This is a genomic window from Pseudooceanicola sp. NS-SX9, from assembly GCF_057380705.1.
In genome coordinates this window covers 1,966,242-1,988,442 of record NZ_CM170818.1, presented here as the reverse complement: position 1 = coordinate 1,988,442, position 22,201 = coordinate 1,966,242, and the positions used below count along the sequence as shown (strand labels likewise).

Genomic DNA, 22,201 nt, shown 5'->3' with positions numbered 1-22,201 from the left:
TGGGATTTTACCGGTGAGCCGCAGCGACAGGGTGACGCAGACCAAAAGGCCCCGGACGTTGGTACGTCCGGGGCCCCTCTGGTTCGTGCAGATCTGCGGTTTAGCTGGCGACGCAATCGGCGAAGTAATGCACCACGCCGTCGGCATCGGTTTCCTGAACCAGTCCGTGAATGTCGGTCTCGAAGCCCGGGCATTTGCGGGCAAATTCACGGTTGAACTTCAGGTATTCGACGATCTTGCGGTTGAAGACTTCGCCGGGGATCAGCAGCGGGATGCCCGGCGGATAGGGCGTCACGAGGCTGGTGGTGATGCGGCCTTCCAGATCGTCGATGGCGACGCGCTCGGTGGTGCGGCGCGCGATATGGGCGAAGGCATCCGAGGGCTTCATCGCCGGGGTCAGATCGCTCAGGTACATCTCGGTCGACAGCACCGCCACGTCGTATTTCGCATAAAGCGCATGGACGTGATCACACAGATCCTTCAGGCCCATCTGCTCGTAGCGGGGGTGCTTCTGGCAGAATTCGGGCATGATGCGCCACATCGGGGCGTTCTTCGCGAAATCGTCCTTGAACTGCTGAAGCGAGGTCAGAAGCGTGTTCCAGCGGCCCTTGGTGATGCCGATGGTGAACATGATGAAGAACGAATAAAGTCCCGTCTTTTCAACGACAACGCCATGTTCGGCCAGGTATTTGGTGACGATCGAGGCGGGAATGCCCCAGTCCTCGAAGCGGCCGTCCAGGTTCAGGCCGGGGGTGATGATGGTGGCCTTGATCGGGTCCAGCATGTTGAAGCCCGGCGCCATGTCGCCAAAGCCATGCCAGCTGTCGTCGCCGGTGGTCTCGACGCCCTCGGCATCGGTCTTCTTCAGCACCCAGTCCTTGGCCTTGCCCATGCCGTCTTCGCTGTTGCGATGAAAGTCCTCGGGGCCCCAGACCTGGAACCACCAGTCATCGCCGTATTCGCCATCGACCTTGTGCATGGCGCGGCGGAATTCCAGCGCCTCGACGATGCTTTCCTCGACCAGGGCGGTGCCGCCCGGGGGTTCCATCATCGCCGCCGCCACGTCGCAGGACGCGATGATCGAATATTGCGGGCTGGTCGAGGTGTGCATCAGATACGCCTCGTTGAAGAGCGCGCGATCGAGCTTGGTTTCCTCGGCATCCTGGACCAGGACGTGGCTGGCCTGGGAAATGCCCGCCAGCAGCTTGTGAATCGACTGGGTGGCGTAGGTCACCGATTTCTTGGTGCGCCCGCGCTTGCGGCCCATGGCGTGATACTGGCCATAGAAGGGGTGGAAGGCGGCGTGGGGCAGCCAGGCCTCGTCGAAGTGCAGGTTCTCGATCTCGCCGTCCAGCAGCTCCTTGATGACCTCGGTGTTGTACAGCACGCCGTCATAGGTGGACTGGGTGATCGTCATGATGCGCGGCTTGACCTGCTCGGCATCGACGCCTTCCAGCAGCGGGTTGTTGCGGATCTTGGCGCGGATAGAGTCCATGTCGAATTCCGACCGCTGGATCGGCCCGATGATGCCCCAGTGGTTGCGCGTGGGCTTCAGAAAGACCGGGATCGCGCCGGTCATGATGATCGAATGCAGGATCGACTTGTGGCAGTTGCGGTCCACCACGACGATATCGCCGGGCGCAACGGTATGGTGCCAGACCATCTTGTTGCTGGTCGAGGTGCCGTTGGTCACGAAGAAGCAGTGATCGGCGTTGAAGATCCGCGCAGCGTTGCGTTCGGAGGCCCCGATGGCGCCGTTGTGGTCCAGCAGCTGGCCCAGTTCCTCGACCGCGTTGCAGACATCGGCGCGCAGCATGTTTTCACCGTAGAACTGGTGATACATCTGGCCGATGGGGCTTTTCAGGAAGGCGACGCCACCGGAATGGCCCGGGCAGTGCCAGGAATAGGACCCGTCCTCGGCATAATCCAGCAGCGCCTTGAAGAAGGGCGGCTGGATCGATTCCAGATATCCCTTGGCCTCGCGGATGATGTGCTTGGCGACGAATTCCGGCGTATCCTCGAACATGTGGATGAAGCCGTGCAGTTCGCGCAGGATGTCATTGGGGATATGGCGCGAGGTCTTGGTTTCGCCATAGAGGTAGATCGGAACGTCGGCGTTCTTCCAGCGGACTTCCTCGATGAACTTGCGCAGGTTCATCACCGCCGGGTCCAGATCGGGACCGGGGGTGAATTCCTCGTCATCAATGGAGAGCAGGAAGGCCGAGGCCCGGCTTTGCTGTTGCGCGAATTGCGACAGATCCCCGTAGCTCGTGACGCCGAGGATCTCAAAGCCCTCGTCCTCGATGGCCTGGGCCAGGGCGCGGATGCCGAACCCCGAGGAGTTCTCGGAACGGAAATCCTCGTCGATGATCACGATGGGGAAGCGGAATTTCATGAGGCACTCCTCTTGAAAGGAAGGGTCCGGAAACTTGGAGCCGGAGGTTGCCATGTCTCTCCGGGCCGATGCCCGGAGGTCTTCGGGTCGTCTTTATCCTGTCCTGTCCGCCACATACAGCGGCAATTTCATGACAGGCACACGGCCGTCAGGACAGTTAACTGCGCTTTTCCCGGCCGCGGGCAAGGCCGCCGCCGATCAGCGCGACCAGATCGGCGGTGACGGCCACCAGATTGGCCCGGGGCGGCAGCGCCACATAGACCGGTTCCCAGTCGGGATCGAACTTTTCCTTGAAGCTGCGCAGCCCCTCGAAATTGTAGAACTGCCGGCCGTGGCGATAGACGAAGGCGCCAAGCTGCGTCGAAAGCGGCGCACCGCGACGCGCCTCAAGCCCCGACAGCGGCGCATTGCCCAGCGAGAATTCCGCGAAACCTGCCTCGCGGTAATGCAGCAGCAGGTTGGTGAAGAGGAACTCCATCACCCCCTGCGGCGTGTCATCGACGTGGCGCATCAGGTCCAGCGTGGCGCGCGTCTTGGCCTGCGTCTGCCAGATGTTGGCGAAGGCGACGATGCGGTCTTCATGGCGCAACAGGGCGATCGGGGTGCGGTTCAGGTAGGCGGGATCGAAACTGCCCACCGAAAAGCCCTTTTCCGCCCCCGCCTTCGAGGTCAGCCAGGCGTCCGAGATCGCGCGCAGTGTCTCCAGCAGCTCGGGGGCATAGGGGGGCGCCAGGACCTCGAACGACAACCCGTCGCGCAGGGCGCGGTTGTAGGTGGTGCGCAGGCGCTTGCGGTGGCTGCCCTCCAGGCTGAAGGCCGGCAGCTTCACCACCGCTTCCTCGCCCAGCTTGTGAAGGGCCAGGCCCATCTGCAGCCAAAGCGCCGCCGATGCCGCGCCGACGGCGTAAAAGATCGGCCGGCCACTGGCGGCATAGGCGGCGTCGTGAAAGCTCCAGGCAAGGGTCGCGGTCTGGGCGGGCGGGCCCACCGGTTCGTGCAGGGCGATCCAGCTGCGGCCATGCACGCGGTACATCACGAAGCCGTCTCCGGTTTCGGAAAACATCAGCGCCTTGTCCCCGGTCAGGGCGACGCAGGCCTCGGGGTCGGTCTGGGTGTCGATGATCAGCGCGGCGCGGTCCAGATCCTCGGGGGTGGCGGGGGCGGTGTGCAGCCGGCCGGGGCGCAGCGCGTAGCGCAGCAGCAAGACCGCCAGCACCACCAGCGCCACCAGTTCCGCCCGCAGCGCCCGGGGCGCCGCCTTGTCCGAGGCAAACTGCCACCACAGGTCGGTCTCGTAGGGGGTGGCCTTGTGGGAAAAGAACAGCACCGCCAGCAGCGCCAGCATCAGGCACAGCACCAGCAGGAACCACCGCAGGCTGAGGACATTCTTCGTCAGCCGGGTGGCGCGGTAGAATTCGCCCTTGGTGGGCAGCAGGATCGCCATGGCGATCAGCAGGATCACCGCGCGGTCGATGTCGATGCCGTTGGCAAGGCTGGCGGCGATGCCGCCCGTCAGCACGGCGATCGACAGCCACCAGGCGCCCTCGACCCGGCGCAGCAGGCCATGGGCAATGACCAGCAGGCTGGCGCCAAGCGCCGAAGACACCAGCGCGCCGCTTTCCACGAAGGCAAGCGGCAGCAGCAGCTCCAGCTCTTCGGCGGCATGGCTGGTGGGCGGTATCAGGGTGGCTGCCATCATCATCGCCCCCGAAACGAAGACCATGGCGGCCATGGCGATGGGGACGATGGCGCTCATGGCGCGGAACAGCGGCTGCAGCAGCGCCAGCCGTTCCGGCGCGATGCGGCGCGACGCCATGCGCAGCTCGCCCAGGGCCAGCAGGACCAGCGCCAGGGCGAAGGGGGCAAGGTAGTAGATCAGCCGGTACAGAAGCAGCCCCGCCGCCGCCTGGCCTGCGGGGACCGAAGCCGGAAGGGCGGCGACGATCACCGTCTCGAAGACGCCGACGCCGCCCGGCACATGGCTGATGACGCCGGCCATGACGGCGGCGGCAAAGACCGCCAGGAAGGTGGCAAAGCCCAGGTCATGCGCCGGCAGCAGCAAATAAAGCGCCGTCGCCGACAGCAGCGTTTCCGTGGCGGTGAAAAGGAATTGCCCCGCCATCAGCTTTGGCGAGGGCGCGCGCAGGCGGAAGCCGCGCACGGTGAATTCGGCCCGCCGGGTGGTGACCAGCGTCAGCAGTGCCAGCGCCGTGGTCAGAAGCACCAGCGCCGCGATGCGGATGGTCGCGCCGGGCAGGTTGATCAGCGCGCCAAGGGCATGGGGATGCCAGGCCAAGGCGCCGACGCCGATCATCGTGGCGCCCAGCCCGAAGGCCACAGAGCCGAAGACCGAGATCCCGGCGATGTCATAGGCCGACAGCCCGAGCGCCGAATAGACGCGATAGCGCACGGCGCCGCCGGTGACGGGGCCGACGCCCACGGTATTGCCGATCGCATAGCCCAGGAAGCCGCCGGTGGCGATCACCGGGAAGGGCAGCTTCTTGCCGATGTAGCGCAGTGCCGACCAGTCATAGCCGATCAGCGCCGAGAACCCCCCGAGCGTGCACAAGAGCGCCAGCCCGATGGTGTCGCGCGGGGTATGGCGGACCAGGCGCATGACCTCCCGCAGGCTGACCTTGTCGAGCAGGTGATAAAGCGCATAGGACCCGGCCGCAAAGAGCGCAGCCATGACGATATAGGGCAGCATCGGGCCGATGCGGCCCCGCAGGTCAGTCAGCAAGTGGTGTGTCCCGTCATTCCCGCCCGGTTGACGCCGGGCCCGACCGGAATGCCACGTCCGGGCGGTGGCAATCAATGCCGAACTGGCGCATGGGGGCGGCTGAGTTCTATCTGGGGGCGAATTTATCTGGGGATGAACATCCGCCGCAACACCCCATCGCGCAGGATGAACTGATGCACCAGCGCCACCAGCGCGTGCAGCCCGGCAAGGATCATCAGCCCGTTGGCCATCAGCGCATGCAGGTCGCCCAGCAGATGGACGCCGCCGAACCAGGCGGCCATGCCCGCCAGCGGCACCAGAAGCAGCAGGAGGTACAGCAGCCGGTGGGCCCAGATCGCGACCTGTTGCGCCCGGCCTTCGCCGGCCGCTTCCGGGGCGCCGGTCAGATGGCGCAGCGCGATCCGCAACAGCACCGCCACCAGCACCACGATGCCCACCACGACATGGATCTGCGGCAGGATCTGCAGCCCCGTTGCGTCGCCGCCGTCGAGGCGGATGTGCAGCGCCCGGCCCATGCCGTCGCTGTAGATGTAGTTGAACAGGACCAGAATGGCGGTCAGCCAATGCAGGCCGATCTGCGGGGCGCTGTAGCCGTCGGTGCGTGTCATGGCGGGTCTCTCCCTTCGCTGCTGCCACAGTGGTGCCTGCCGTCCCCATCGGGCAAGGGGCGCGGGGGATCCGGGCGGATCTGTCGCGGTCGGCCGGGACCGGGAAGGTTGTGCCGAGCCATGCGCGGGGCGCAGGCAAATCCATGCTCTGGATGCATGACGGGGCTGACCAAACGGCGTTGGCGCGCGGGCCGGGGCCTCGCTATCTAGGGGGCAGGCAAACGAAGACATTCAACCGGAAGGGACCCGAAAATGGCCGCACATACCGCACATATCCACGCCGCTCCGATGATCGACACCAAGGGCATCATGGGCTTTTTCTCGATGATCGGCCGCGCCATGCAGGCCTCGCGCATCAGCGCCGAGCTGAACAGCCTGTCCGACCGGGAACTGGCCGATCTGGGCATGTCCCGCGCCGACATCCGCACCCGCGTCGCCGAAGTTCTGGGCGTCAAGGCCGCCTGAGGCGTTCAGGACCGGGACGACCGGAAACGGTCGGACGAAAAAGGGCGGGCCGATGGGCCCGCCTTTTTCCATTTGCAGCCTTGCCGCGGGGAGACCCGGAGGGCGGGGAGACCCGGAGGAGAGGGGATGCCGGTGGAGAGCGGGCCGGGGGCGCTGCCCCCATCGGCGCGGGCCGCGCCGATTCCCCCGGAGTATTTTCGGCCAGATGACGGGGAACGGCGCCTCAGATCCGACGCAGCATGCCCTTCGCCTGGGCGAGGTCGCGCATCCGGTTCTGCAGTTTCTCGAAGGCGCGGACCTCGATCTGGCGGATGCGTTCGCGCGACACGCCATAGGAGGCGCTGAGGTCTTCGAGGGTCACCGTGTCCTCGGTCAGGCGGCGTTGGGTCAGAATATCGCGCTCGCGCTCGTTCAGCACGTCCATCGCCTCGACCAGAAGCTCGCGGCGGGCGTCCATCTCGTCGCGTTCCTCGTAATCACCGGCCTGGTTGGCGTCTTCGTCTTCCAGCCAGTCCTGCCATTGCATGGCGGAATCGCCCTCGGAGCCGACGGTGGCGTTCAGCGAGGCATCGCCCCCCGACATCCGTCTGTTCATCGAGGTCACTTCCTCTTCGCTGACGCCCAGGTCATTGGCGATCTGGCGCACGTGTTCGGGGCGCAGGTCGCCTTCTTCCAGCGCGCCGATGCGGGCCTTGGCCTTGCGCAGGTTGAAGAACAGCTTCTTCTGCGCCGAGGTGGTCCCGAGCTTGACCAGAGACCAGGAGCGCAGGATGTATTCCTGGATCGAGGCGCGGATCCACCACATCGCATAGGTCGCCAGGCGAAAGCCCTTTTCCGGGTCAAAGCGTTTCACCGCCTGCATGAGGCCCACGTTGGCCTCGGAGATGACCTCGGCCTGCGGCAGGCCGTAGCCGCGATATCCCATGGCGATCTTGGCCGCCAGGCGCAGGTGCGAGGTGACGAGCTTATGCGCCGAATGGGTGTCCTGGTCCTCCACCCAACGCTTGGCCAGCATGTATTCCTCTTCCGGCTCCAGCATCGGGAACTTGCGGATTTCCTGCATGTAACGGTTCAGACCACCTTCCGGGGTCGGAGCCGGCAGATTGTTGTAATTGCTCACGTCCACATCCTTCCACTGACCAGCGCGCCTTTTTATGTAAATGCGCTTAACATGAACTTAGGTGCGCTGGTGGGTGCGTTCAAGCACCTGTCATGCAAGTTCTAACGAGGGGTTAATGATTGTCCGTCGGGAAATATCCGGATGTTTCAGGATCTCACGTCGGTTTGTTCGCGCCGAGGATAGGCCTGGCCGGACCGGAACCGCAAGGCGAAGGGTCTTCGCAAAAATGCACATGAGCGTGGTCCTTCGTGAGGAATGACGCTCATGTGCAGGGTTGGGTCAGGCTTGAAGAGGCTGCAGCCGGTCAAGCAGGGCCTGCATGTCCGCGGGCAGCGGGGCTTCGAAGGTCATGCGCTCGCCGGTGGCGGGGTGTTCGAAGCCCAGGGTGGCGGCATGCAGCGCCTGGCGGGGGAAGGCATCGATCAGGGCTGCGACCTGGGCGCCAAGGGCGCTGGCCGAGGCGCGGCGGCGCCCGCCATAGGTCGGATCGCCCACCAGCGCGTGGCCGGCATGGGACATGTGGACGCGGATCTGGTGGGTGCGACCGGTTTCCAGCCGGCATTCCAGCAGCGCGACCGAGGGCGGCGTGCCGAATGCGGCCAGCGCCCGGGCCCGCGTCACCGCATGGCGGCCATGGTCGAAGAACACCGCCTGTTTCTGGCGGTCGGTGCGGTGGCGATCCAGAAGCGTGGTGATCTTCAGGACGCCGCCCGGCTCGAACGAGGTGCCCTTGATGCCGCGCAGCCGCGGATCGCCGGGATCGGGCACGCCGTGGCACAGCGCCAGATAGGCGCGTTCGGCCGAGTGCTTCTCGAATTGCGCGGCCAGGCCATGGTGGGCGCGGTCGGATTTCGCCACCACCAGCAGGCCGGAGGTGTCCTTGTCGATGCGGTGCACGATGCCGGGACGCTTTTCGCCGCCGATCCCCGACAGGCTGTCGCCGCAATGGGCCAGAAGCGCGTTCACCAGCGTCCCCGTGGGCGAGCCGGGCGCGGGATGCACGACCATGCCGGCGGGCTTGTTGAGCACGATCAGGTCGTCGTCCTCGTACACGATGTCGAGAGGAATGGCCTCGGCCACGGTCTCGACATCAGTGGCGACGGGCACGGTGATCTCGATCACGTCGCCTTCGGCCACCTTTTCCTTGGGATTGGTCAGCGGGATGCCGTCGCGGGCCACCTGGCCCTCGGCGATCAGCCGCGCGAGGCGGGTGCGCGACAGGGCCGCGTCCTCTGGCACATCGCGGGAAAGCGCTTTATCAAGGCGGGCAGGCGGGTTGGCCGCGATCAGGACGTGAAGGATAGTGCTGCTCATGGCGCAGGAAGAGACCTCCGAATATCAGGAACCGGCGAACCTGCGGCTGCTGCGCCGCCTTGTCACGCTGCTGATGGTGGTGATGATTATCGGCGTCGTAAGCATTGTCGGCCTGGTTGTCATCCGCTTTTCCGCCACGCCCGAGCCGCTGATGCCCGACAGCCTGAGCCTGCCGGACGGCGCCACCGCCGAGGCGGTGACCATCGGTACCGGCTGGGTGGCCGTTGTCGCCAAGGGCAAGGATGGCAAGGAGCAGATCCTGATCTATGACGCCACCACCGGTGCCCTGCGGCAAAGCGTCAAGGTTGGCGACTGACCCTGAAACCGCGCTTTTTCAAACCCTTGCGGACCGGACGTCCAGCAGGGCCCGGGCCGAGATGAAGGGGGCAAAGCAGCGCCCCCGAAGCCCAAAAAGCCACGCCGTCGTGGCAACAAAACACCGCAGCGGCATTTCCGCCTGCCTCTGACGAAGGAGATCCTCGGCCTTGGTGTCAGGGCTGCAGTGAAAGGCCTTCGCGGGAAGGTGCCGCGAGATCGTTCGGGCGGACCATCTGCCTGCCATGTCCTATGCCGACCTCGCCATCGTGACGCGGAACCTGATGATGGACCACTCAATCGCGAGCCGCGCCTATCTTGTCGTGGATTCCTCTGGCGTCGGGCGCGCCTTCTGCGATCTGCTTGACACTAAGTCGGTCCAGCACATCCGCGTTCAGATGGTCGCCGGTGAGAATGAGACCGAGACTACTGAACGTGGGCGCACCTTCAACAACGTGGGGCGCACCCGGCTCTTGTCAGCGCTGAACTCGGCAATCCACACGGGCGACCTGTCCATCGGTAACTTCGATGCCCGCGACCTCATGCGGCAAGAGCTTGAGAGCTTCGAGGCCGATGTGGGGTCAAGCGGACGAGTGAAGATCGAAGGTGGCACGAAGTTCGGCCACGCGGACCTTGCCGTTTCCGCAGCGCTCGCCCTATGGCTCTCTGATCATCGCAGCGTCGGGGTGCACATCGGTCAGGTACCGCTCAAGGGCTACTGGTAGAGCGCCCCCAGAACTGGGGTAGCAGGCGATGACTTTCCGCTTACCTATACTGACGTTACTTGGCGGCGATGCCCAAGCTCTGATGTGCTCTCTGCGGCACGCACCGCATGGCGTAGACGCGACCCACACGTCCGCTTCGATGCGGCCGGCAAGATGGTCGATGGTCGGCAGATGATCGAATATCAGTTCGCGCGTCTCGCGTTTGACCGGCGTTGTTGCAGAAAGGCGGCCTGAGACGTGAGTGCCCCTTTCCCGTTCAGGCTCAGGCCACGCGAACAACCTCGGCGGTGCCGAGCGCGTTGAAGCGATTGATAAGAGCGACGCGGATGTGGATTTCGGCGGTTTGGCGATCGGGGTCCCTTGCAGCGATGCGCTCGCCGAAGGACTTGATGCAGCGCATCTTGGCCTCCACGCGGCTGCGAGCGTGGTATCCGGTCCACCGTTTCCAGAACGCCCGGCCGTAGTGACGTGTGGCGCGCAGGGTTTCGTTGCGCGCCTTGGCAGCCGGGCAGTCCTCTTTCCAAGCCCGACCGTTCCTTCGGATCGGTATGATTGCCGAGCCGCCGCGTGCGATGATGGCGCTGTGACATCGGCGGGTATCGTAGGCGCCATCCGCAGTCACGGTGCCGATGTCCTCGTCCTCGGGGATCTGGCCCAACAGGTCTGGCAGGATGGGGCTGTCGCCTTCCCGGCTGGGGGTGAACTCAACGGCCCGGATATCCGAAGTGGTAGTGTCCATTGCCAGATGCACCTTGCGCCATTGGCGACGACCCTGAACACCATGCTTGCGGGCCTGCCATTCGCCGTCGCCAAGAAACTTGATGCCGGTGCTGTCCACCAGCAGATTCAGCGGCCCGTCGGCACGACGATAGGGGATCTGCACCTTGAGGGTCTTCTGCCTACGGCACAGCGTCGAGTAGTCGGGAATGGGCCAGTCCAGTCCTGCGAGCCGCAGGAGGCTCGCGACCATCCCGGCTGTCTGTCTGAGCGGCAGTTTGAACAGCACCTTGATCGACAGGCAGAACTGGATCGCGGCATCCGAGAAAACTGGCGGGCGCCCTGGGCGTCCCTCATGCGGCGCGTGCCAGGCCATCTCCTTGTTCAGCCAGATCAGCAGTGACCCGCGCTTCCTGAGCGCATCGTTGTAGGTAGACCAGTTTGTCGTGTGGTAGCGGGCGGGCTTGGGCTTGCTAATGCAGCGCGTCTAACCGTATGGATTCCCGATGTGAATCCTTCACCGGCTGAGTTCTGCAACAACGCCCCGTTGATGGCTCGGAATGGCACGTGACCTGGGAAAGGGGTAAAACCATCGTGACCCGCACGCAGCGGTTCACCAATCCCTGACTGCCACTTGCATCGACAACGGGGCCGCGCCTTCGAATGCGGCCCTTTTCGTTGTAGAGACCCCAATGTTGCAGAGTTGTTGCAGAGGCCCCTGAAACGACAAAGGCCCCTCGCGAGAGGGGCCTTTATGCCAGTGATCTCTTAGAGAGATTTGGCTCCGGCGGTAGGGATCGAACCTACGACCAATTGATTAACAGTCAACTGCTCTACCGCTGAGCTACGCCGGAACATGTGGGGCTGTATAGCGATGGCTTTCGGGGCGCGCAAGGCGTTTATCGACCTTTTGGGGCGATTTTCAGAACGACCTTACGGAAGGTGGTTTTCGTATGGATAACAAGGGCTCAGCCGAGAAAGCTCAGGTGCCAGAGAGGTGAAAGATGGCAGTTTCGCCCAAGGGACCGCTGCGCTCGACGCGACCCTGCTGCAGCAGGTCGATCAGATGGGCCAGCAGATTGCGCCGCGCCGCCGGATGCAGCGCGGGGGCGACGTCGGCATAGACGCGGGGCACCAGCTCGTGAGGGGTGGCGGGGCCGGCGGCCAGGGCCTCCAGCACGGCGCGTTCGCGGGCCAGCCGATGTTCGATCAACCATGCGAGGCGCGCGGCCGGATCCTCGATCAGGCCGCCATGGCCGGGCAGCAGGCGCCGTGCACCAGCCGCGGCCAGACGGCGGCACGAGGCCATGAAATCGCTGACATCCCCATCGGGGGGCGAGACGATCGAGGTCGACCAGCCCATCACCAGATCTCCGGTCAGAATGTCGCCTGTCCCAAGGTCGAAACAAAGATGGTTGCCCATGTGGCCAGGGGTCCAGAGCGCAGTGACCTGCCAGTCCTCGCCGCGCAGGGTGGCGCCGTCGGGCAGGATCCAGTCAGGGGCAAAATCCTCGTGCACGCCCTCGCCGCCGCCCAGGGCGCCGCCTTCCTCCACCAACCGGCTCATTGCCTCGGACCGACCGGCGGTGGCGGTGCCGAAGGCCAGAACCGGGGCGCCGGTGGCCTGCGACAGCGCCGGTGCCAGTTCGGAATGATCCCGGTGGGCATGGGTGACCAGGATGTGGCTGACCCTCTGGCCGGGCTCCAGCGCATCCAGGATCGCCTGCAGATGCGCCTGAGAGGCCGGGCCCGGATCGACCACCGCCACCTCGCGCCGCCCCAGCAGATAGGTATTGGTGCCAGGCCCGGTGAAGGCCGAGGGATTCGGGGCAAGGATCCGACGGATCGTGCCGGTGATGGCTTCGGCTTCCCCGGGGCGGGCCTCGAAGCTCCTGAGCGGTGCCATGCGTCTTTTCTCCGTCCTGCGACCGGCTTAGGGTAGCGCATGTCTTTCGAATGGCTCAAACGTTATGTACCGCACGGGTTGTATGGACGTGCCGCGCTGATCCTGGTGTTGCCGGTGGTCACGCTTCAACTTGTAGTGTCGGTGGTGTTTATCCAGCGACATTTCGAAGATGTGACCGTGCAGATGACACGTTCCGTCAGCTACGATCTAGGGCTGGTGCTACAGGAACCTGATGGCGGCGACGGGCCGCGGATCGCCCGGGCGCTGCAGATCACGCTGAAGCCCGTGGCGGCGGATGCGGTGCCCGCGGGCGACCGGCTGCGCTGGTACGATCTGTCCGGCCGCGTCGTCATCCGCACCCTGCGCGAAACGGTCCCCGGCGTCCAGGAAGTCGAGCTGCCGGATGATTACACCGTCCATGTCTATGTGCATCGGGGCGACCGGGCGCTGCAGCTCAGCTTTGACCGGCGGCGGGTGTCGGCCTCCAATCCGCATCAGCTGCTGGTCAACATGGTCTTCTTCAGTGCGCTGATGACGGTCATCGCCTTCCTCTACCTGCGCAACCAGCTGCGTCCGATCACCCGGCTGGCCGAAGCCGCCGAGGCCTTCGGGCGCGGCCGCCACATTCCTTACCGCGCCGGTGGCGCCGTCGAGGTGCGCGCCGCCGGCAATGCGTTTCTTGACATGCGCACCCGGATCGAGCGCCATATCGAGCAGCGCACCCTGATGCTGTCGGGGGTCAGCCACGACCTGCGCACGCCGCTGACGCGGATGCGGCTGGAGGTCGCGATGCTCGACGGCCCCGAGCGCGCCGCGCTGGAGCAGGATATCGACGACATGCAGGGGATGCTGGACGAATTCCTGTCCTTCGCCCGCGGCACCGGAGAGGAGGTCGCGCAGGATGTCGACCCGATCGCGCTGGTGCGCACCATCGTGGCGGATTCGCAGCGCGCGGGGCGCGACGTGACGCTGATCCATGCCGAGGGCACGGGCACGCTGCCGCTGCGCCCCATCGCCATCCGCCGCGCGGTCGAGAACCTGGTGGGCAATGCGGTGCGCTATGGCACCCGGGCCGAGGTCTCGGTCGATCTGTCGGCGAAATCCCTGCGCATCCGCATCGAGGACGACGGCCCCGGCATCCCGGCCGAGCGCCGCGAGGAGGCGACGCGCCCCTTCACCCGCCTGGAGGCCGCCCGCAACCAGAACCGCGGCCCGGGCGTGGGTCTGGGTCTGTCGATTGCCACCGACATTGCCCGCGCCCATGGCGGGGTGCTGCGGCTTGGCGACAGCGACACCTTGGGTGGCCTGCGGGCCGATATTGTGATCGCACGTTAAGATGACATCCCATCCCATTGAAGACAGGCAAAAGATCATGACTCCAGAACAGGCTCCGCTGGCCGAATGGCTGGCCCTGGCCGAAACGCTTGCCCGCGATGCTGCAGCCATTGCCATGCCCGGTTTCACCGCGACCGAGGCCGACCGGCAGGTTCGCCTGAAGGGTCCGGGGGATGTGGTGACGCTCTATGACGGGCTGGTCGAGGATTACCTGCGTCGCGCCCTGCTGGAACGCTTCCCCGATCATGCCGTTCTGGGCGAGGAAGCGGGCGGCCAGATGGCCGACTGGACCTGGGTGATCGACCCGATCGACGGCACCGGCAACTTTGCCGCCGGTATCCCGTTCTGGTGCATCTCGATCGGGCTGATGTATCGCGGCCGGGTGGTGCTGGGGCTGGTCTATGATCCGAACCTGGACGAGATGTTCACCGGTCTGCCCGGTCAGGGGGCCTGGCTGGATGGGGTCAGGATCGACCTTGCCGCCGCGCCGGTCGAGGGGCGCCGGGTGCTGGGCTTTGGCGTGGTGTCGAAACGCCCCGTGGCGCTGACCTTCGACACCCTGGCCGAGCTGATGGCCGAAGGGTTCCGGCCTCGGATGCCGGGCGCAGGGGCGCTGGCGCTGGCCTATGTGGCGGCAGGTCGCTACCACGGCTACCTGGAGGCCAACATGTACCTGTGGGATGTTGCAGGCGCCACGGCCGTGATCGAGGGTGCCGGTGGCTGGATCGTCACCAATGCCGATCCCACGCAGCCGCAGCAGCCTTTCGCCACCTGCGCAGGCGCCCCGGGGCTGCGGGAAACCCTGCTTTCGAAATGCCACAGGATCTTTTGATTTCAGGTGCTTGAGTGGCGATCCTAATCCAAAGCATCAAGGGGCGGCAGCGCCGCCCCCGGGGGGATCAGACCTCGACCTCGACCTTGCCGATCGGATGCGAGCAGCAGGCCAGGATGTAGCCTTCGGCAATGTCGTCATCGGTGATGCCGCCATTGTGGACCATGTGGACCTGACCCGAGGCCTTCTTGATCTTGCAGGTGCCGCAGACCCCGAAGGTGCAGCCCGAGGGGATGTTCAGACCCGCAGCCCGCGCCGCCGCCAGAACCGTGTCGGTTTCCTTGCAGCTGTGGGTGACGCCCGAGACCGCGAAGGTGACCTCGGCCGTGGCATCGGCTTCGGGAACGGTATCGTCCTCGGTCCAGTCCTCGGCCTGTTCGGGCGTGGGGGCGCCAAAGCTCTCCTGGTGGTAATGATCCATGTCGAAGCCCAGACCCTGCAGCGCGTCGCGGACGGCCTGCATGAAGGGTTCGGGACCGCAGCAGAAGACCTCGCGCTCCAGGTAGTCGGGCGCCATCAGGCCCAGCATCAGCTGGTTGAAGAACCCCTGGTAACCGGTCCAGGGCGAGAACGGATCGGTGCCCTCGACGACCCATTTCAGGTCGATCCCCGGGACACGGGCCGCCATATGCTCCAGCCGCTCGCGGAAAATGATCTCGGAAGGGCGCTTGGCGCAGTTGACGAAGACGATGTCGGCGGGGCGGCCCTGGTCGAACATCCAGGTCGTCATCGACATCATCGGCGTGATGCCCGAGCCGGCCGAGATGAACAGGTATTTCTTCCCGAACATCTCGTGGTTGGTGAAATGGCCGCCGGGCGCCGTGGCCTTCAGTCGCATTCCGGGCCGCAGCTGGTCCAGCATCCAGCGGGTGCCCAGGCTGCCATCCTGCGCCTTGACGGTCACGGTGATCGACATCGGCCGCGAGGGCGAGGACGAGATCGTGTAGGTCCGGTAGAGCGGCCCGCCTGGCACCGGCAGTTCGAGGGTGACGAACTGGCCGGGCTTGTAGGAGAACAGCGCGCCCGAAGGCGCCTGGAAGCAGAAGCTGGCGACATTGGGCGCCTCGGGGATGACCGAGACGCATTCCAGTTCCTCGGTCCCGTCCCAGACGCGCAGCGGATGCGAGAGCGTCGGGGTCATTCCGCCGCCATCCGCGTGGGGGTTAGCCGGTCCGACAGGGTTTGCGCATACCAGTCGACAAAGCCGATCACGCCGGCCTCCTGCAGCTCGGAATAGGGGCCGGGTTCATAGGCGGGCGACAGGATGCCCTGCTGGTTGTCCTCGACCACGCGGCGGTCCTCGTCGTTGGTTTCTTCCCAGACCTGGGTCAGGTTCTTGATGTCGTAATCGCGGCCTTCGACGGCATCCTTGTGGACCAGCCAGGTGGTCTGGACCTCGGTCTCGGTCGGGCTGATGGGGGTCACACGGAAGGTGATCGAATGGTCGGGCAGGAAGTGGTTCCAGGTGGTCGGATAGTGGAACTTCAGCAGCGTGCCGGCATCCAGGAAGGGCACCCGGCCCAGCCGCTTGCTGACCGCGATCTTGCCGTTCATCGTGTAGCTTTCGGCGCCGTCCAGCAGCGGCATCCGCGCCAGGCGGTATTGGCCGGCCGGGTCGATGCGGTAGGTCGAGGGGGTGTTGGCGGCTTCCAGCCGGTCGAAATGCGTCTTCAGCTTCGGCGGGATTTCCCCGGTGGCGGGGATGAAGGTGACGGAAGGGTCCTCGGGGTAGGTGCGGCACAGCGAGGGGTGGTTGCCACCGCAGTGATAGCATTCGCGGTTGTTTTCCCAGACCAGCTTCCAGTTGCCCTTCTCGATGATGGTGGACTGGAAGGCGATCTTGGCCTCGCCCAGGTCATGCACGTCCAGATAGGGCTGGGCGAGATTTGCAAAGGCGTCGAAATCGGGGGCTTCGTCCGCCAGGCAGATATAGACCAGGCCCGACAGGACGCGGCAGTGCACGGTTTTCAGCCCATGCTTCGAGGGGTCGAATTCGGGCCCCATGTCGCGGGCCCACAGCAGACGGCCGTCCAGTTCGTAGGTCCATTGGTGATAGGGGCAGACCAGCTTTGCAACCTGACCCTTGGCCCCTTTGCAAATCACAGAGCCGCGGTGACGGCAGGTGTTGTGGAAGGCGCGGATCTGGCCGTCGGCGCCGCGCACGATGATCACGCGGTAGACGCCCAGCTGATAGGTGACATAGGCGCCCGCCTTGGGCAGGGCGCAGGCAGGGGTCACGAACAGCCATTCCCGATGGAAGATCGTGTCCATGTCCAGGGCGAAGATGTCGGGATCGGTGTAGAAGGGCTGCTCGAGGGCATGGGCCGGCTTGCGGCGGTCCAGCAGAATGCGCGTCTTGGCCTGGGCGTCCATGGCCGGTCTCCTTGGCGACGGGGTATCCCGGATGAGGGTGGGGCTTGGCGCCCCGGGAACAGGTGGGAGCGCCGGAGGGGGATCCGGCGGATGGCCCCAGATTACGCGGCCGATCGGAAACGGGATTTCTGTTTGCGACACATCCGGGGGGGAAATCGGCCCGAGGCGATTTCGTCTGGCGGTGTCAGCCCGGCAGCAGATGGTCGGCGCGCAGCGCGGCCTCGGCCGGGCGGCGGCGCAGCATCGGGGCGGCAGGATCGGGGGCAGGCCCCATCAATGCGCGCACCCGGATGCGATCCGACATCCGCAGCGAGGCCATGGCCTGGGGGCCGGGCCAGAAACTTTCGCAGATCACGCCCTCGGCCTCGATCAACTCGTGACGGGGGCAGACCAGGTGCACGTAGTCGATCCGGCGCAGCTGGCGCTGGCTGCCGATCTTCGGCAGCACGGTCAGGGCCCGGGCGGGCACCAGCGCGGCCAGGCGTGGCACGAAGACGCGGTGCTGCGGCGACAGCAGCAACGCCCGGCCGGGCATCTGGGGTGTCAGGGTTCCCGGCTGCAGGCGGACCGGCGCCTGCTCCAGGCTGCCGTCCAGCACATGGCGTCGGCGCAGGATCATCTGCAGGTCTGCGGTGCCGCCTCCGGCGCGCACCAGCCTGTCTCCGACACGCAACTGCCGCGCCGGTACGGGGCCGCGATCCGTGGCGATCAGGGTGTCGGCGGCGAAACAGGCGGGCAGGGTCGTGGCATAGGGCCAGACCCCCTGGATATTGTCATAGGTTTCGACCACCGTCAGCGGGGTATCCCAGGGCGGCATGGTGCCCAGGACGGTAAAGCCATGCGCCGCCCAGGCATCATTATCGAGCGAGACGATCTGCAGATAGTAATTGTTGCCGTCGCCATCCTGAACGCGGATCACGTATTCGGCCTCGATCTCGGTTCCGGCGCTGTGGGTGCTGCCGTCCAGCACCAGGTCGTTGACCAGCGTCTGTGTCTGGTCATCGTCGAAATAGCCGTCGGCATCCTCGATCAGGGCTGTTTGCGAGGTGACGCCTGAATTGATCGTCACCGTGTCGCTGCCCAGGTTGAACTGGTAGCCCCCATTGTCGTCGAACGTATAGGACGTGGTCGACAATCCCGACAGTTCGAAGATGTTGAGGGAATATTGTGTCATCCGGACCTGGCCCCGCCGCTGAACCGCGAGGCTGCCACAGGTTGATTTCCACTGTCTTAACGGCTGATCGGCCGGCGCTGGCGGATCCGGTGCCAGGACATCGACACATGCGCCCGGTGCAGCAGCGCGGCGGCCTGCAGGTCACCGGCCTGCAGCGCGCGGGTCACGGCCTCGACCTCGTCGGCGAACAGGCGGATCTCCTCGGCCCGGTCCAGCGCCGAGGCCTGCAGGGAATGCAGCCAGATCCGCGCCGTCTGGACATAAAGCCGGGTGGCGAATTCCGTCAGCGGCACATTCGCAGAAAGCGCCTTCTGGGCCAGAATGTAATCCAGGATCAGCCGGGCGAAGGCACGCGGCGTGCCGGCGTCCTGCGGGTCGAGGGCGCGGGTGCGCCGCGTCAGGGCGCAAAAGCCCGCGATCTGCGCGGCCGTGGGGGGGACCGGTTCCAGCTGACCGGCCAGCTGCGCCAGTTCCAGCCGCAGGCGATAGATCTGGTCCAGTTCCTCGTCGCGCAGGTCGGTCACGAAGGTGCCGACCCCGTGGACCGAGACCACCAGCCCGGCCACCTCCAGCCGCGCCAGCACCCGGCGCAGCGGCGTCCGGGAGATGCCGAATTCCTCGGCCAGCTCGGTTTCCGACAGCCGCATGCCCGGAGGGTAGTCGAGCAGGCAGATGCGGTCGCGCAGTTCCTCCTCCAGGGCTTCGGCGCGGGTGCGGGCCGTGGGTTCGCTGCTCACGGGTGGGCCGCCAGGCTGTCGGCCAGGCGCAGCAGCAGGTCCTGGCCTGCCGCCAACTGATCCAGGTCCAGGTATTCGTCGGGCTTGTGTGCCTGGGCGATGTCGCCGGGGCCGCAGACGATGGCCTGCAGCCCGAGGCCCTGGAACAGCCCGGCCTCGGTGCCGAAGGGAACGCAGGCCGGACCGGACCCGGTCAGCCGCTGCACCAGATCGCGCAGGCGGTTGACGGGTTCGGGGGTCAGGCCGACGACCTCTCCGATGACGGTCGTGTCTATGGTAGACCCTGGGATTTCATTTTGAAGAAATCGGGTTAGGCGTGTTACCTCATCCAGGACGTAAAGATGATCCTCGGGGGTGACAGGGCGCATTTCCCATTTCAGCGTGGCGCGGCCGGGGATCACGTTATGGGTGCTGCCGCCCTGCAGGGCCCCGATGTTGATCGTTGTATGGGGGGGATCGAAGGGGCTGTTGCCGGGGGCGCGGGGCACGAGGTCGGCGCGCAGGTCCAGCAGGCGGGTGGCGTAGCGCACCGCCAGTTCCACCGCGTTGATGCCCCGGTCAGGGGCGGACCCGTGCCCCTCGGCGCCGGTGAAACAGACGGTATATTCGCAGCAGCCCTTGTGGCCCTCGATCACCTGCATCCGCGTCGGTTCCCCGATCAGCGCCAGCCCCGGGCGATGCGGCCGGGTGGCAAGCGCCTCGACCAGCCGCCTGGCGCCCAGGCAGCCGGTTTCCTCGTCATGGGTGAAGGCGAAATGGATCGGGGTGTCGCGGGCGGCCTGTGCCAGGCGGGGTGCTGTGGCCAGGCACAGCGCGATAAAGCCCTTCATGTCGCAGGTGCCACGCCCGTACAGCCGCCCATGGGCCTCGCGCAGGCGGAAGGGATCGCCGGACCAGGGCTGATCCGCCACCGGCACCACATCCGTATGGCCCGACAGCACCAGCCCGCCCGGCGCATCCGGGCCCAGGGTGGCCCAAAGGTTGGCCTTCAGCCCGGTGTCGTCGCGCAGCACCTCGACCCGGGCGCCGGCGGCCGTCAGGATGTCGGCACAATAGGCGATGATGTCCAGATTGCTGTCGGCAGAGATGCTGGGACAGGAGACCAGCCGGTCGAGATGCTGCTTGGCAAGGCTCAGATCCATCGCTCAGTCCTTCACGAAAAGCTTTCGTTCCACGTTGCAAAGCGTTTCCGCTGCGCCATTTTCTCGGATCAGGATGGTCTCGGTCGTCTCCAGCCCCCAGTCCTGCATCCAAAGGCCTGGCATGAAGTGGAAGGTCATCCCCGGTTGCAGCACCGTCTGGTCCGAGGCGCGGATCGACACGGTATGCTCGCCCCAGTCGGGCGGATAGGACAGGCCCACCGCATAGCCCGCGCGGTTCGGACGCTCGATCCCGACCTTGCGCAGCGCGGCATCCAGCGCATTGGCGATGTCGCAGGCGCGGCTGCCGGCGCGGGCGGCCTCGATCCCGGCATTCAGCCCCTCGGTCAGCGCCTCGGAGGCATCCGACATGAACTGTGGCGGCTTGCCAAAGAAGATCGAGCGGCAGAGCGGCGCATGATAGCGCCGGTAGCAGCCCGACTGTTCGATGAAGGTGCATTCGCCGGATTTCAGCGCCTCGCCGTTCCAGGTCAGATGCGGGGCGCTGGCATCCTCGCCCGAGGGCAGCAGCGGCACGATGGCGGGATAGTCGCCCCAGCTGTCGGCCTCGCCCTGGACTGCGGTCTTGAACAGTTCCCCCACCAGATCGTGCTTGCGCAGGCCGGGCTCGGCAATTTCGATCGCGCGGCGGATCACCAGCTCCGAGATCCGGGCGGCGCGGCGCATGAAGGCGATTTCTTCGGGGGATTTGATCAGCCGCTGCCAGTTCACCAGCGTCGAGGCATCGACCAGCGTCGCCCCGGGCAGGCTTGCGGCCAGCATGGCATGGGCGCGGGCGGTGTAGAAATAGGTCTCCATCTCGACGCCGATGCGGGCCTGGCCATGGCCCAAGGCCTGCAGATGTTCTGCCAGATCCTGCATCGGATGGATGTCGGGGGCCTGGATGTAGCGGTCGGGATAGGACAGGATGTGGTCCTCGGCCATCCAGACGGTGCGCCGGGCGCCATTGGCATCCTGCAGCCGGCCCCACCAGATCGGATCGCCCTCCTGCGGCAGGATGACCCCCTGATGGACGTAGAAGGACCAGCCGTCATAGCCGGTCAGCCAGAACTGGTTCGAGGGGTTGGTGACGAACAGCACCTCGATCCCGGCCTTGGCCATGGCCTGCCGGGTCAGCCGGATCCGCCGCTGGTATTCGGCGGCCGGGAAGGGGGCCTTGCTGACGGACATGCGCGGAATCTCCCTGTTTGTGTACATCGCAATCGGATTGATCAGGGGAGCGTCCATTTGCGCCGGAAATACGGCCTGTTGATCGCGATTCGATCCCCGTTTCCGCCCTGTTGTGCACATCTTTCGAAGGCGCCGGGTGGGGCGTCAATTGCCGGGATGCCCGGGCAGGGCCGTTGTGCCGTTTTGCCGGGAGTCTGCCCGAACCGCAGGCAGCAAAAGACCCGCGCCCTGAGGGTGCGGGTCCTTGAAAGGGATCGTCGGGTGCGGGCCGCGCGGCCGAAGGGCCGGGCCTCAGGCGCCCCAGCTGCGGATCGGGCCGCAATCCATATGGACGAAATCGGAATGCGAATACCGACCGACGCCACCGGCGTGGCAGCTGCTGGCCGCCCGCGCGATCTGGCTGACCGAGCGCGACGACAGTCGCAGATCGGCGGCCTGCGCCTGGATATGCAGCGAATGCTTGGCAACGCCGCTGGAGCGCGACCGCAGCATCGCATTGGTCTTCGGCGTGCGATACCCGGACAGAAGCATGTAGGGTTCGTTCACATCGAGCAGCTTGTGCGTCGCGGCAATGATGTCGATGGTGCGCGGATCGATCGACTTGACCTCGTTCTGCCGCCAGTCGCGCATGAAGCCGGAAATCTCGGTCAGCGCGTCCTTGATGTATTGCCCATCCACCCAGTAGATCATGTCGATCTTCTCGCCCGTCCGGGAGGAGTACATTTTAACGCGCCGGATATCGCCGCTGCCCCGCAGCAGTCCGGCCGCATTGGAATAGGTGGGTGCGGCGACCACGGCTGTTGCCATGAACGCACCCAGAAGCGAACGCCGCGAAACGCGCGCAGTCTTCTGCTCTGTCATCGGTTTGTCTGTCCCGTCGTGTCTGCCTGAGTAGTCTTTTTGTTCGGACGCGACCGGTGGCCGGACGTGCCCTCTTCATCCCCAAGTATGCGTGGTTTATGGCACAGGGGTAAAATTTCGCAAACCAGCCATTTTCCGGCAGGCCGGGGATGCGGCAAAACCGGCAAGATCTCGCGCAGCGTTTGCAGGCATTTCATCGTTAATCCGCTCATGACCCGTCGGACAGCAACCCTGCCGCAACGGGTTGAAAGGAT

General features: G+C 65.5%; 19 protein-coding genes and 1 tRNA gene. 5 read left to right on the top strand and 15 right to left on the bottom strand.

The features are described from left to right. Nucleotides 1–100: 100 nt before the first annotated feature. From AC2ITM_RS09475 to AC2ITM_RS09465, 3 genes are all read right to left on the bottom strand, one after another. On the bottom strand, nucleotides 101–2,395 hold the full coding sequence (locus tag AC2ITM_RS09475) for an Orn/Lys/Arg family decarboxylase (protein WP_486466408.1): 2,295 nt from the start codon (nucleotides 2,393–2,395) through the stop codon (nucleotides 101–103). Nucleotides 2,396–2,552: 157 nt separating this feature from the next. After that, nucleotides 2,553–5,135, bottom strand: a complete 2,583-nt coding sequence (mprF, locus tag AC2ITM_RS09470; RefSeq protein WP_486466407.1) for a bifunctional lysylphosphatidylglycerol flippase/synthetase MprF — start codon at nucleotides 5,133–5,135, stop codon at nucleotides 2,553–2,555. Between the two features lie 122 nt (nucleotides 5,136–5,257). Beyond that, nucleotides 5,258–5,743 carry a cytochrome b gene (locus tag AC2ITM_RS09465; protein ID WP_486466406.1) on the bottom strand — a complete coding sequence of 162 codons (486 nt, stop codon included), beginning with the start codon at nucleotides 5,741–5,743 and terminating at the stop codon, nucleotides 5,258–5,260. A gap of 252 nt (nucleotides 5,744–5,995) precedes the next feature. Between AC2ITM_RS09465 and AC2ITM_RS09460 the strand changes: the two genes are divergently transcribed. Continuing rightward, nucleotides 5,996–6,208, top strand: a complete 213-nt coding sequence (locus AC2ITM_RS09460; protein WP_486466405.1) for a DUF1127 domain-containing protein — start codon at nucleotides 5,996–5,998, stop codon at nucleotides 6,206–6,208. Nucleotides 6,209–6,431: 223 nt separating this feature from the next. Here the strand turns inward: AC2ITM_RS09460 and rpoH are convergent, their stop codons facing one another. After that, nucleotides 6,432–7,328, bottom strand: coding sequence for an RNA polymerase sigma factor RpoH (gene rpoH / locus AC2ITM_RS09455; protein ID WP_486466404.1), 897 nt, complete (start codon nucleotides 7,326–7,328; stop codon nucleotides 6,432–6,434). A 279-nt stretch (nucleotides 7,329–7,607) separates the two neighbouring features. Next, nucleotides 7,608–8,642: an RluA family pseudouridine synthase gene (locus tag AC2ITM_RS09450; protein ID WP_486466403.1), complete on the bottom strand. Its 1,035-nt coding sequence runs from the start codon at nucleotides 8,640–8,642 to the stop codon at nucleotides 7,608–7,610. On the opposite strand from AC2ITM_RS09450, the gene AC2ITM_RS09445 reads away from it, so the two are divergent. Further along, nucleotides 8,641–8,958, top strand: a complete 318-nt coding sequence (locus AC2ITM_RS09445; RefSeq protein ID WP_486466402.1) for a DUF6476 family protein — start codon at nucleotides 8,641–8,643, stop codon at nucleotides 8,956–8,958. The two genes, AC2ITM_RS09450 and AC2ITM_RS09445, sit on opposite strands and share 2 nt — an antisense overlap. Before the next feature lie 244 nt (nucleotides 8,959–9,202). After that, the gene (locus AC2ITM_RS09440) at nucleotides 9,203–9,682 is read left to right on the top strand and encodes a hypothetical protein (RefSeq protein WP_486466401.1); all 480 of its coding nucleotides are present in this window, start codon (nucleotides 9,203–9,205) and stop codon (nucleotides 9,680–9,682) included. Nucleotides 9,683–9,944: 262 nt separating this feature from the next. Here AC2ITM_RS09440 and AC2ITM_RS09435 read toward each other — a convergent pair whose 3' ends face one another. The 3 genes from AC2ITM_RS09435 to AC2ITM_RS09425 all read right to left on the bottom strand — a co-directional run bounded on the left by AC2ITM_RS09435 (nucleotide 9,945) and on the right by AC2ITM_RS09425 (nucleotide 12,305). After that, nucleotides 9,945–10,877 carry an IS5 family transposase gene (locus AC2ITM_RS09435; protein ID WP_486466497.1) on the bottom strand — a complete coding sequence of 311 codons (933 nt, stop codon included), beginning with the start codon at nucleotides 10,875–10,877 and terminating at the stop codon, nucleotides 9,945–9,947. Nucleotides 10,878–11,178: 301 nt separating this feature from the next. Next, nucleotides 11,179–11,253, bottom strand: a tRNA-Asn gene (locus AC2ITM_RS09430). A gap of 128 nt (nucleotides 11,254–11,381) precedes the next feature. Further along, entirely contained in the window at nucleotides 11,382–12,305 is a 924-nt protein-coding gene (locus tag AC2ITM_RS09425; RefSeq protein WP_486466400.1) for an MBL fold metallo-hydrolase, read from the bottom strand. 39 nt (nucleotides 12,306–12,344) lie between these two features. On the opposite strand from AC2ITM_RS09425, the gene AC2ITM_RS09420 reads away from it, so the two are divergent. Beyond that, nucleotides 12,345–13,640 carry an ATP-binding protein gene (locus AC2ITM_RS09420; protein WP_486466399.1) on the top strand — a complete coding sequence of 432 codons (1,296 nt, stop codon included), beginning with the start codon at nucleotides 12,345–12,347 and terminating at the stop codon, nucleotides 13,638–13,640. Nucleotides 13,641–13,677: 37 nt separating this feature from the next. Next, nucleotides 13,678–14,472: an inositol monophosphatase family protein gene (locus tag AC2ITM_RS09415; protein ID WP_486466398.1), complete on the top strand. Its 795-nt coding sequence runs from the start codon at nucleotides 13,678–13,680 to the stop codon at nucleotides 14,470–14,472. A 67-nt stretch (nucleotides 14,473–14,539) separates the two neighbouring features. On the opposite strand, the gene AC2ITM_RS09410 is transcribed toward AC2ITM_RS09415, so the two are convergent. The 7 genes from AC2ITM_RS09410 to mepK form a co-directional block, all read right to left on the bottom strand. Continuing rightward, nucleotides 14,540–15,613 carry an FAD-binding oxidoreductase gene (locus tag AC2ITM_RS09410; protein WP_486466397.1) on the bottom strand — a complete coding sequence of 358 codons (1,074 nt, stop codon included), beginning with the start codon at nucleotides 15,611–15,613 and terminating at the stop codon, nucleotides 14,540–14,542. After that, a complete protein-coding gene (locus tag AC2ITM_RS09405; RefSeq protein ID WP_486466396.1) occupies nucleotides 15,610–16,845 on the bottom strand; it encodes an aromatic ring-hydroxylating oxygenase subunit alpha in 1,236 nt (411 codons plus the stop codon). Before AC2ITM_RS09405 ends, AC2ITM_RS09410 begins: the two co-directional genes overlap by 4 nt. 184 nt (nucleotides 16,846–17,029) lie before the next feature. Next, nucleotides 17,030–18,019: a Hint domain-containing protein gene (locus AC2ITM_RS09400; RefSeq protein ID WP_486466395.1), complete on the bottom strand. Its 990-nt coding sequence runs from the start codon at nucleotides 18,017–18,019 to the stop codon at nucleotides 17,030–17,032. Nucleotides 18,020–18,075: 56 nt separating this feature from the next. Beyond that, nucleotides 18,076–18,756, bottom strand: a complete 681-nt coding sequence (locus AC2ITM_RS09395; RefSeq protein ID WP_486466394.1) for a GntR family transcriptional regulator — start codon at nucleotides 18,754–18,756, stop codon at nucleotides 18,076–18,078. Further along, nucleotides 18,753–19,898: an acetylornithine deacetylase gene (argE, locus tag AC2ITM_RS09390; RefSeq protein ID WP_486466393.1), complete on the bottom strand. Its 1,146-nt coding sequence runs from the start codon at nucleotides 19,896–19,898 to the stop codon at nucleotides 18,753–18,755. The genes AC2ITM_RS09395 and argE overlap by 4 nt, the downstream gene beginning before the upstream one ends. 3 nt (nucleotides 19,899–19,901) lie before the next feature. Beyond that, entirely contained in the window at nucleotides 19,902–21,086 is a 1,185-nt protein-coding gene (locus AC2ITM_RS09385) for a M24 family metallopeptidase (RefSeq protein ID WP_486466392.1), read from the bottom strand. Between the two features lie 291 nt (nucleotides 21,087–21,377). Continuing rightward, complete coding sequence (mepK, locus tag AC2ITM_RS09380) at nucleotides 21,378–21,947, bottom strand: peptidoglycan L,D-endopeptidase MepK (RefSeq protein WP_486466391.1); 570 nt, start codon at nucleotides 21,945–21,947, stop codon at nucleotides 21,378–21,380. Nucleotides 21,948–22,201 lie beyond the last annotated feature (254 nt).

Coding starts and splice junctions, on each gene's coding strand:
- AC2ITM_RS09475 (WP_486466408.1), bottom strand. CDS start 2,395: ATGAAATTCCGCTTCCCCATCGTGATCATCGACGAGGATTTCCGTTCC.
- AC2ITM_RS09465 (WP_486466406.1), bottom strand. CDS start 5,743: ATGACACGCACCGACGGCTACAGCGCCCCGCAGATCGGCCTGCATTGG.
- AC2ITM_RS09460 (WP_486466405.1), top strand. CDS start 5,996: ATGGCCGCACATACCGCACATATCCACGCCGCTCCGATGATCGACACC.
- AC2ITM_RS09445 (WP_486466402.1), top strand. CDS start 8,641: ATGGCGCAGGAAGAGACCTCCGAATATCAGGAACCGGCGAACCTGCGG.
- AC2ITM_RS09450 (WP_486466403.1), bottom strand. CDS start 8,642: ATGAGCAGCACTATCCTTCACGTCCTGATCGCGGCCAACCCGCCTGCC.
- AC2ITM_RS09440 (WP_486466401.1), top strand. CDS start 9,203: ATGTCCTATGCCGACCTCGCCATCGTGACGCGGAACCTGATGATGGAC.
- AC2ITM_RS09425 (WP_486466400.1), bottom strand. CDS start 12,305: ATGGCACCGCTCAGGAGCTTCGAGGCCCGCCCCGGGGAAGCCGAAGCC.
- AC2ITM_RS09420 (WP_486466399.1), top strand. CDS start 12,345: ATGTCTTTCGAATGGCTCAAACGTTATGTACCGCACGGGTTGTATGGA.
- AC2ITM_RS09415 (WP_486466398.1), top strand. CDS start 13,678: ATGACTCCAGAACAGGCTCCGCTGGCCGAATGGCTGGCCCTGGCCGAA.
- AC2ITM_RS09410 (WP_486466397.1), bottom strand. CDS start 15,613: ATGACCCCGACGCTCTCGCATCCGCTGCGCGTCTGGGACGGGACCGAG.
- AC2ITM_RS09405 (WP_486466396.1), bottom strand. CDS start 16,845: ATGGACGCCCAGGCCAAGACGCGCATTCTGCTGGACCGCCGCAAGCCG.
- AC2ITM_RS09400 (WP_486466395.1), bottom strand. CDS start 18,019: ATGACACAATATTCCCTCAACATCTTCGAACTGTCGGGATTGTCGACC.
- argE (WP_486466393.1), bottom strand. CDS start 19,898: ATGGATCTGAGCCTTGCCAAGCAGCATCTCGACCGGCTGGTCTCCTGT.
- AC2ITM_RS09385 (WP_486466392.1), bottom strand. CDS start 21,086: ATGTCCGTCAGCAAGGCCCCCTTCCCGGCCGCCGAATACCAGCGGCGG.
- mepK (WP_486466391.1), bottom strand. CDS start 21,947: ATGACAGAGCAGAAGACTGCGCGCGTTTCGCGGCGTTCGCTTCTGGGT.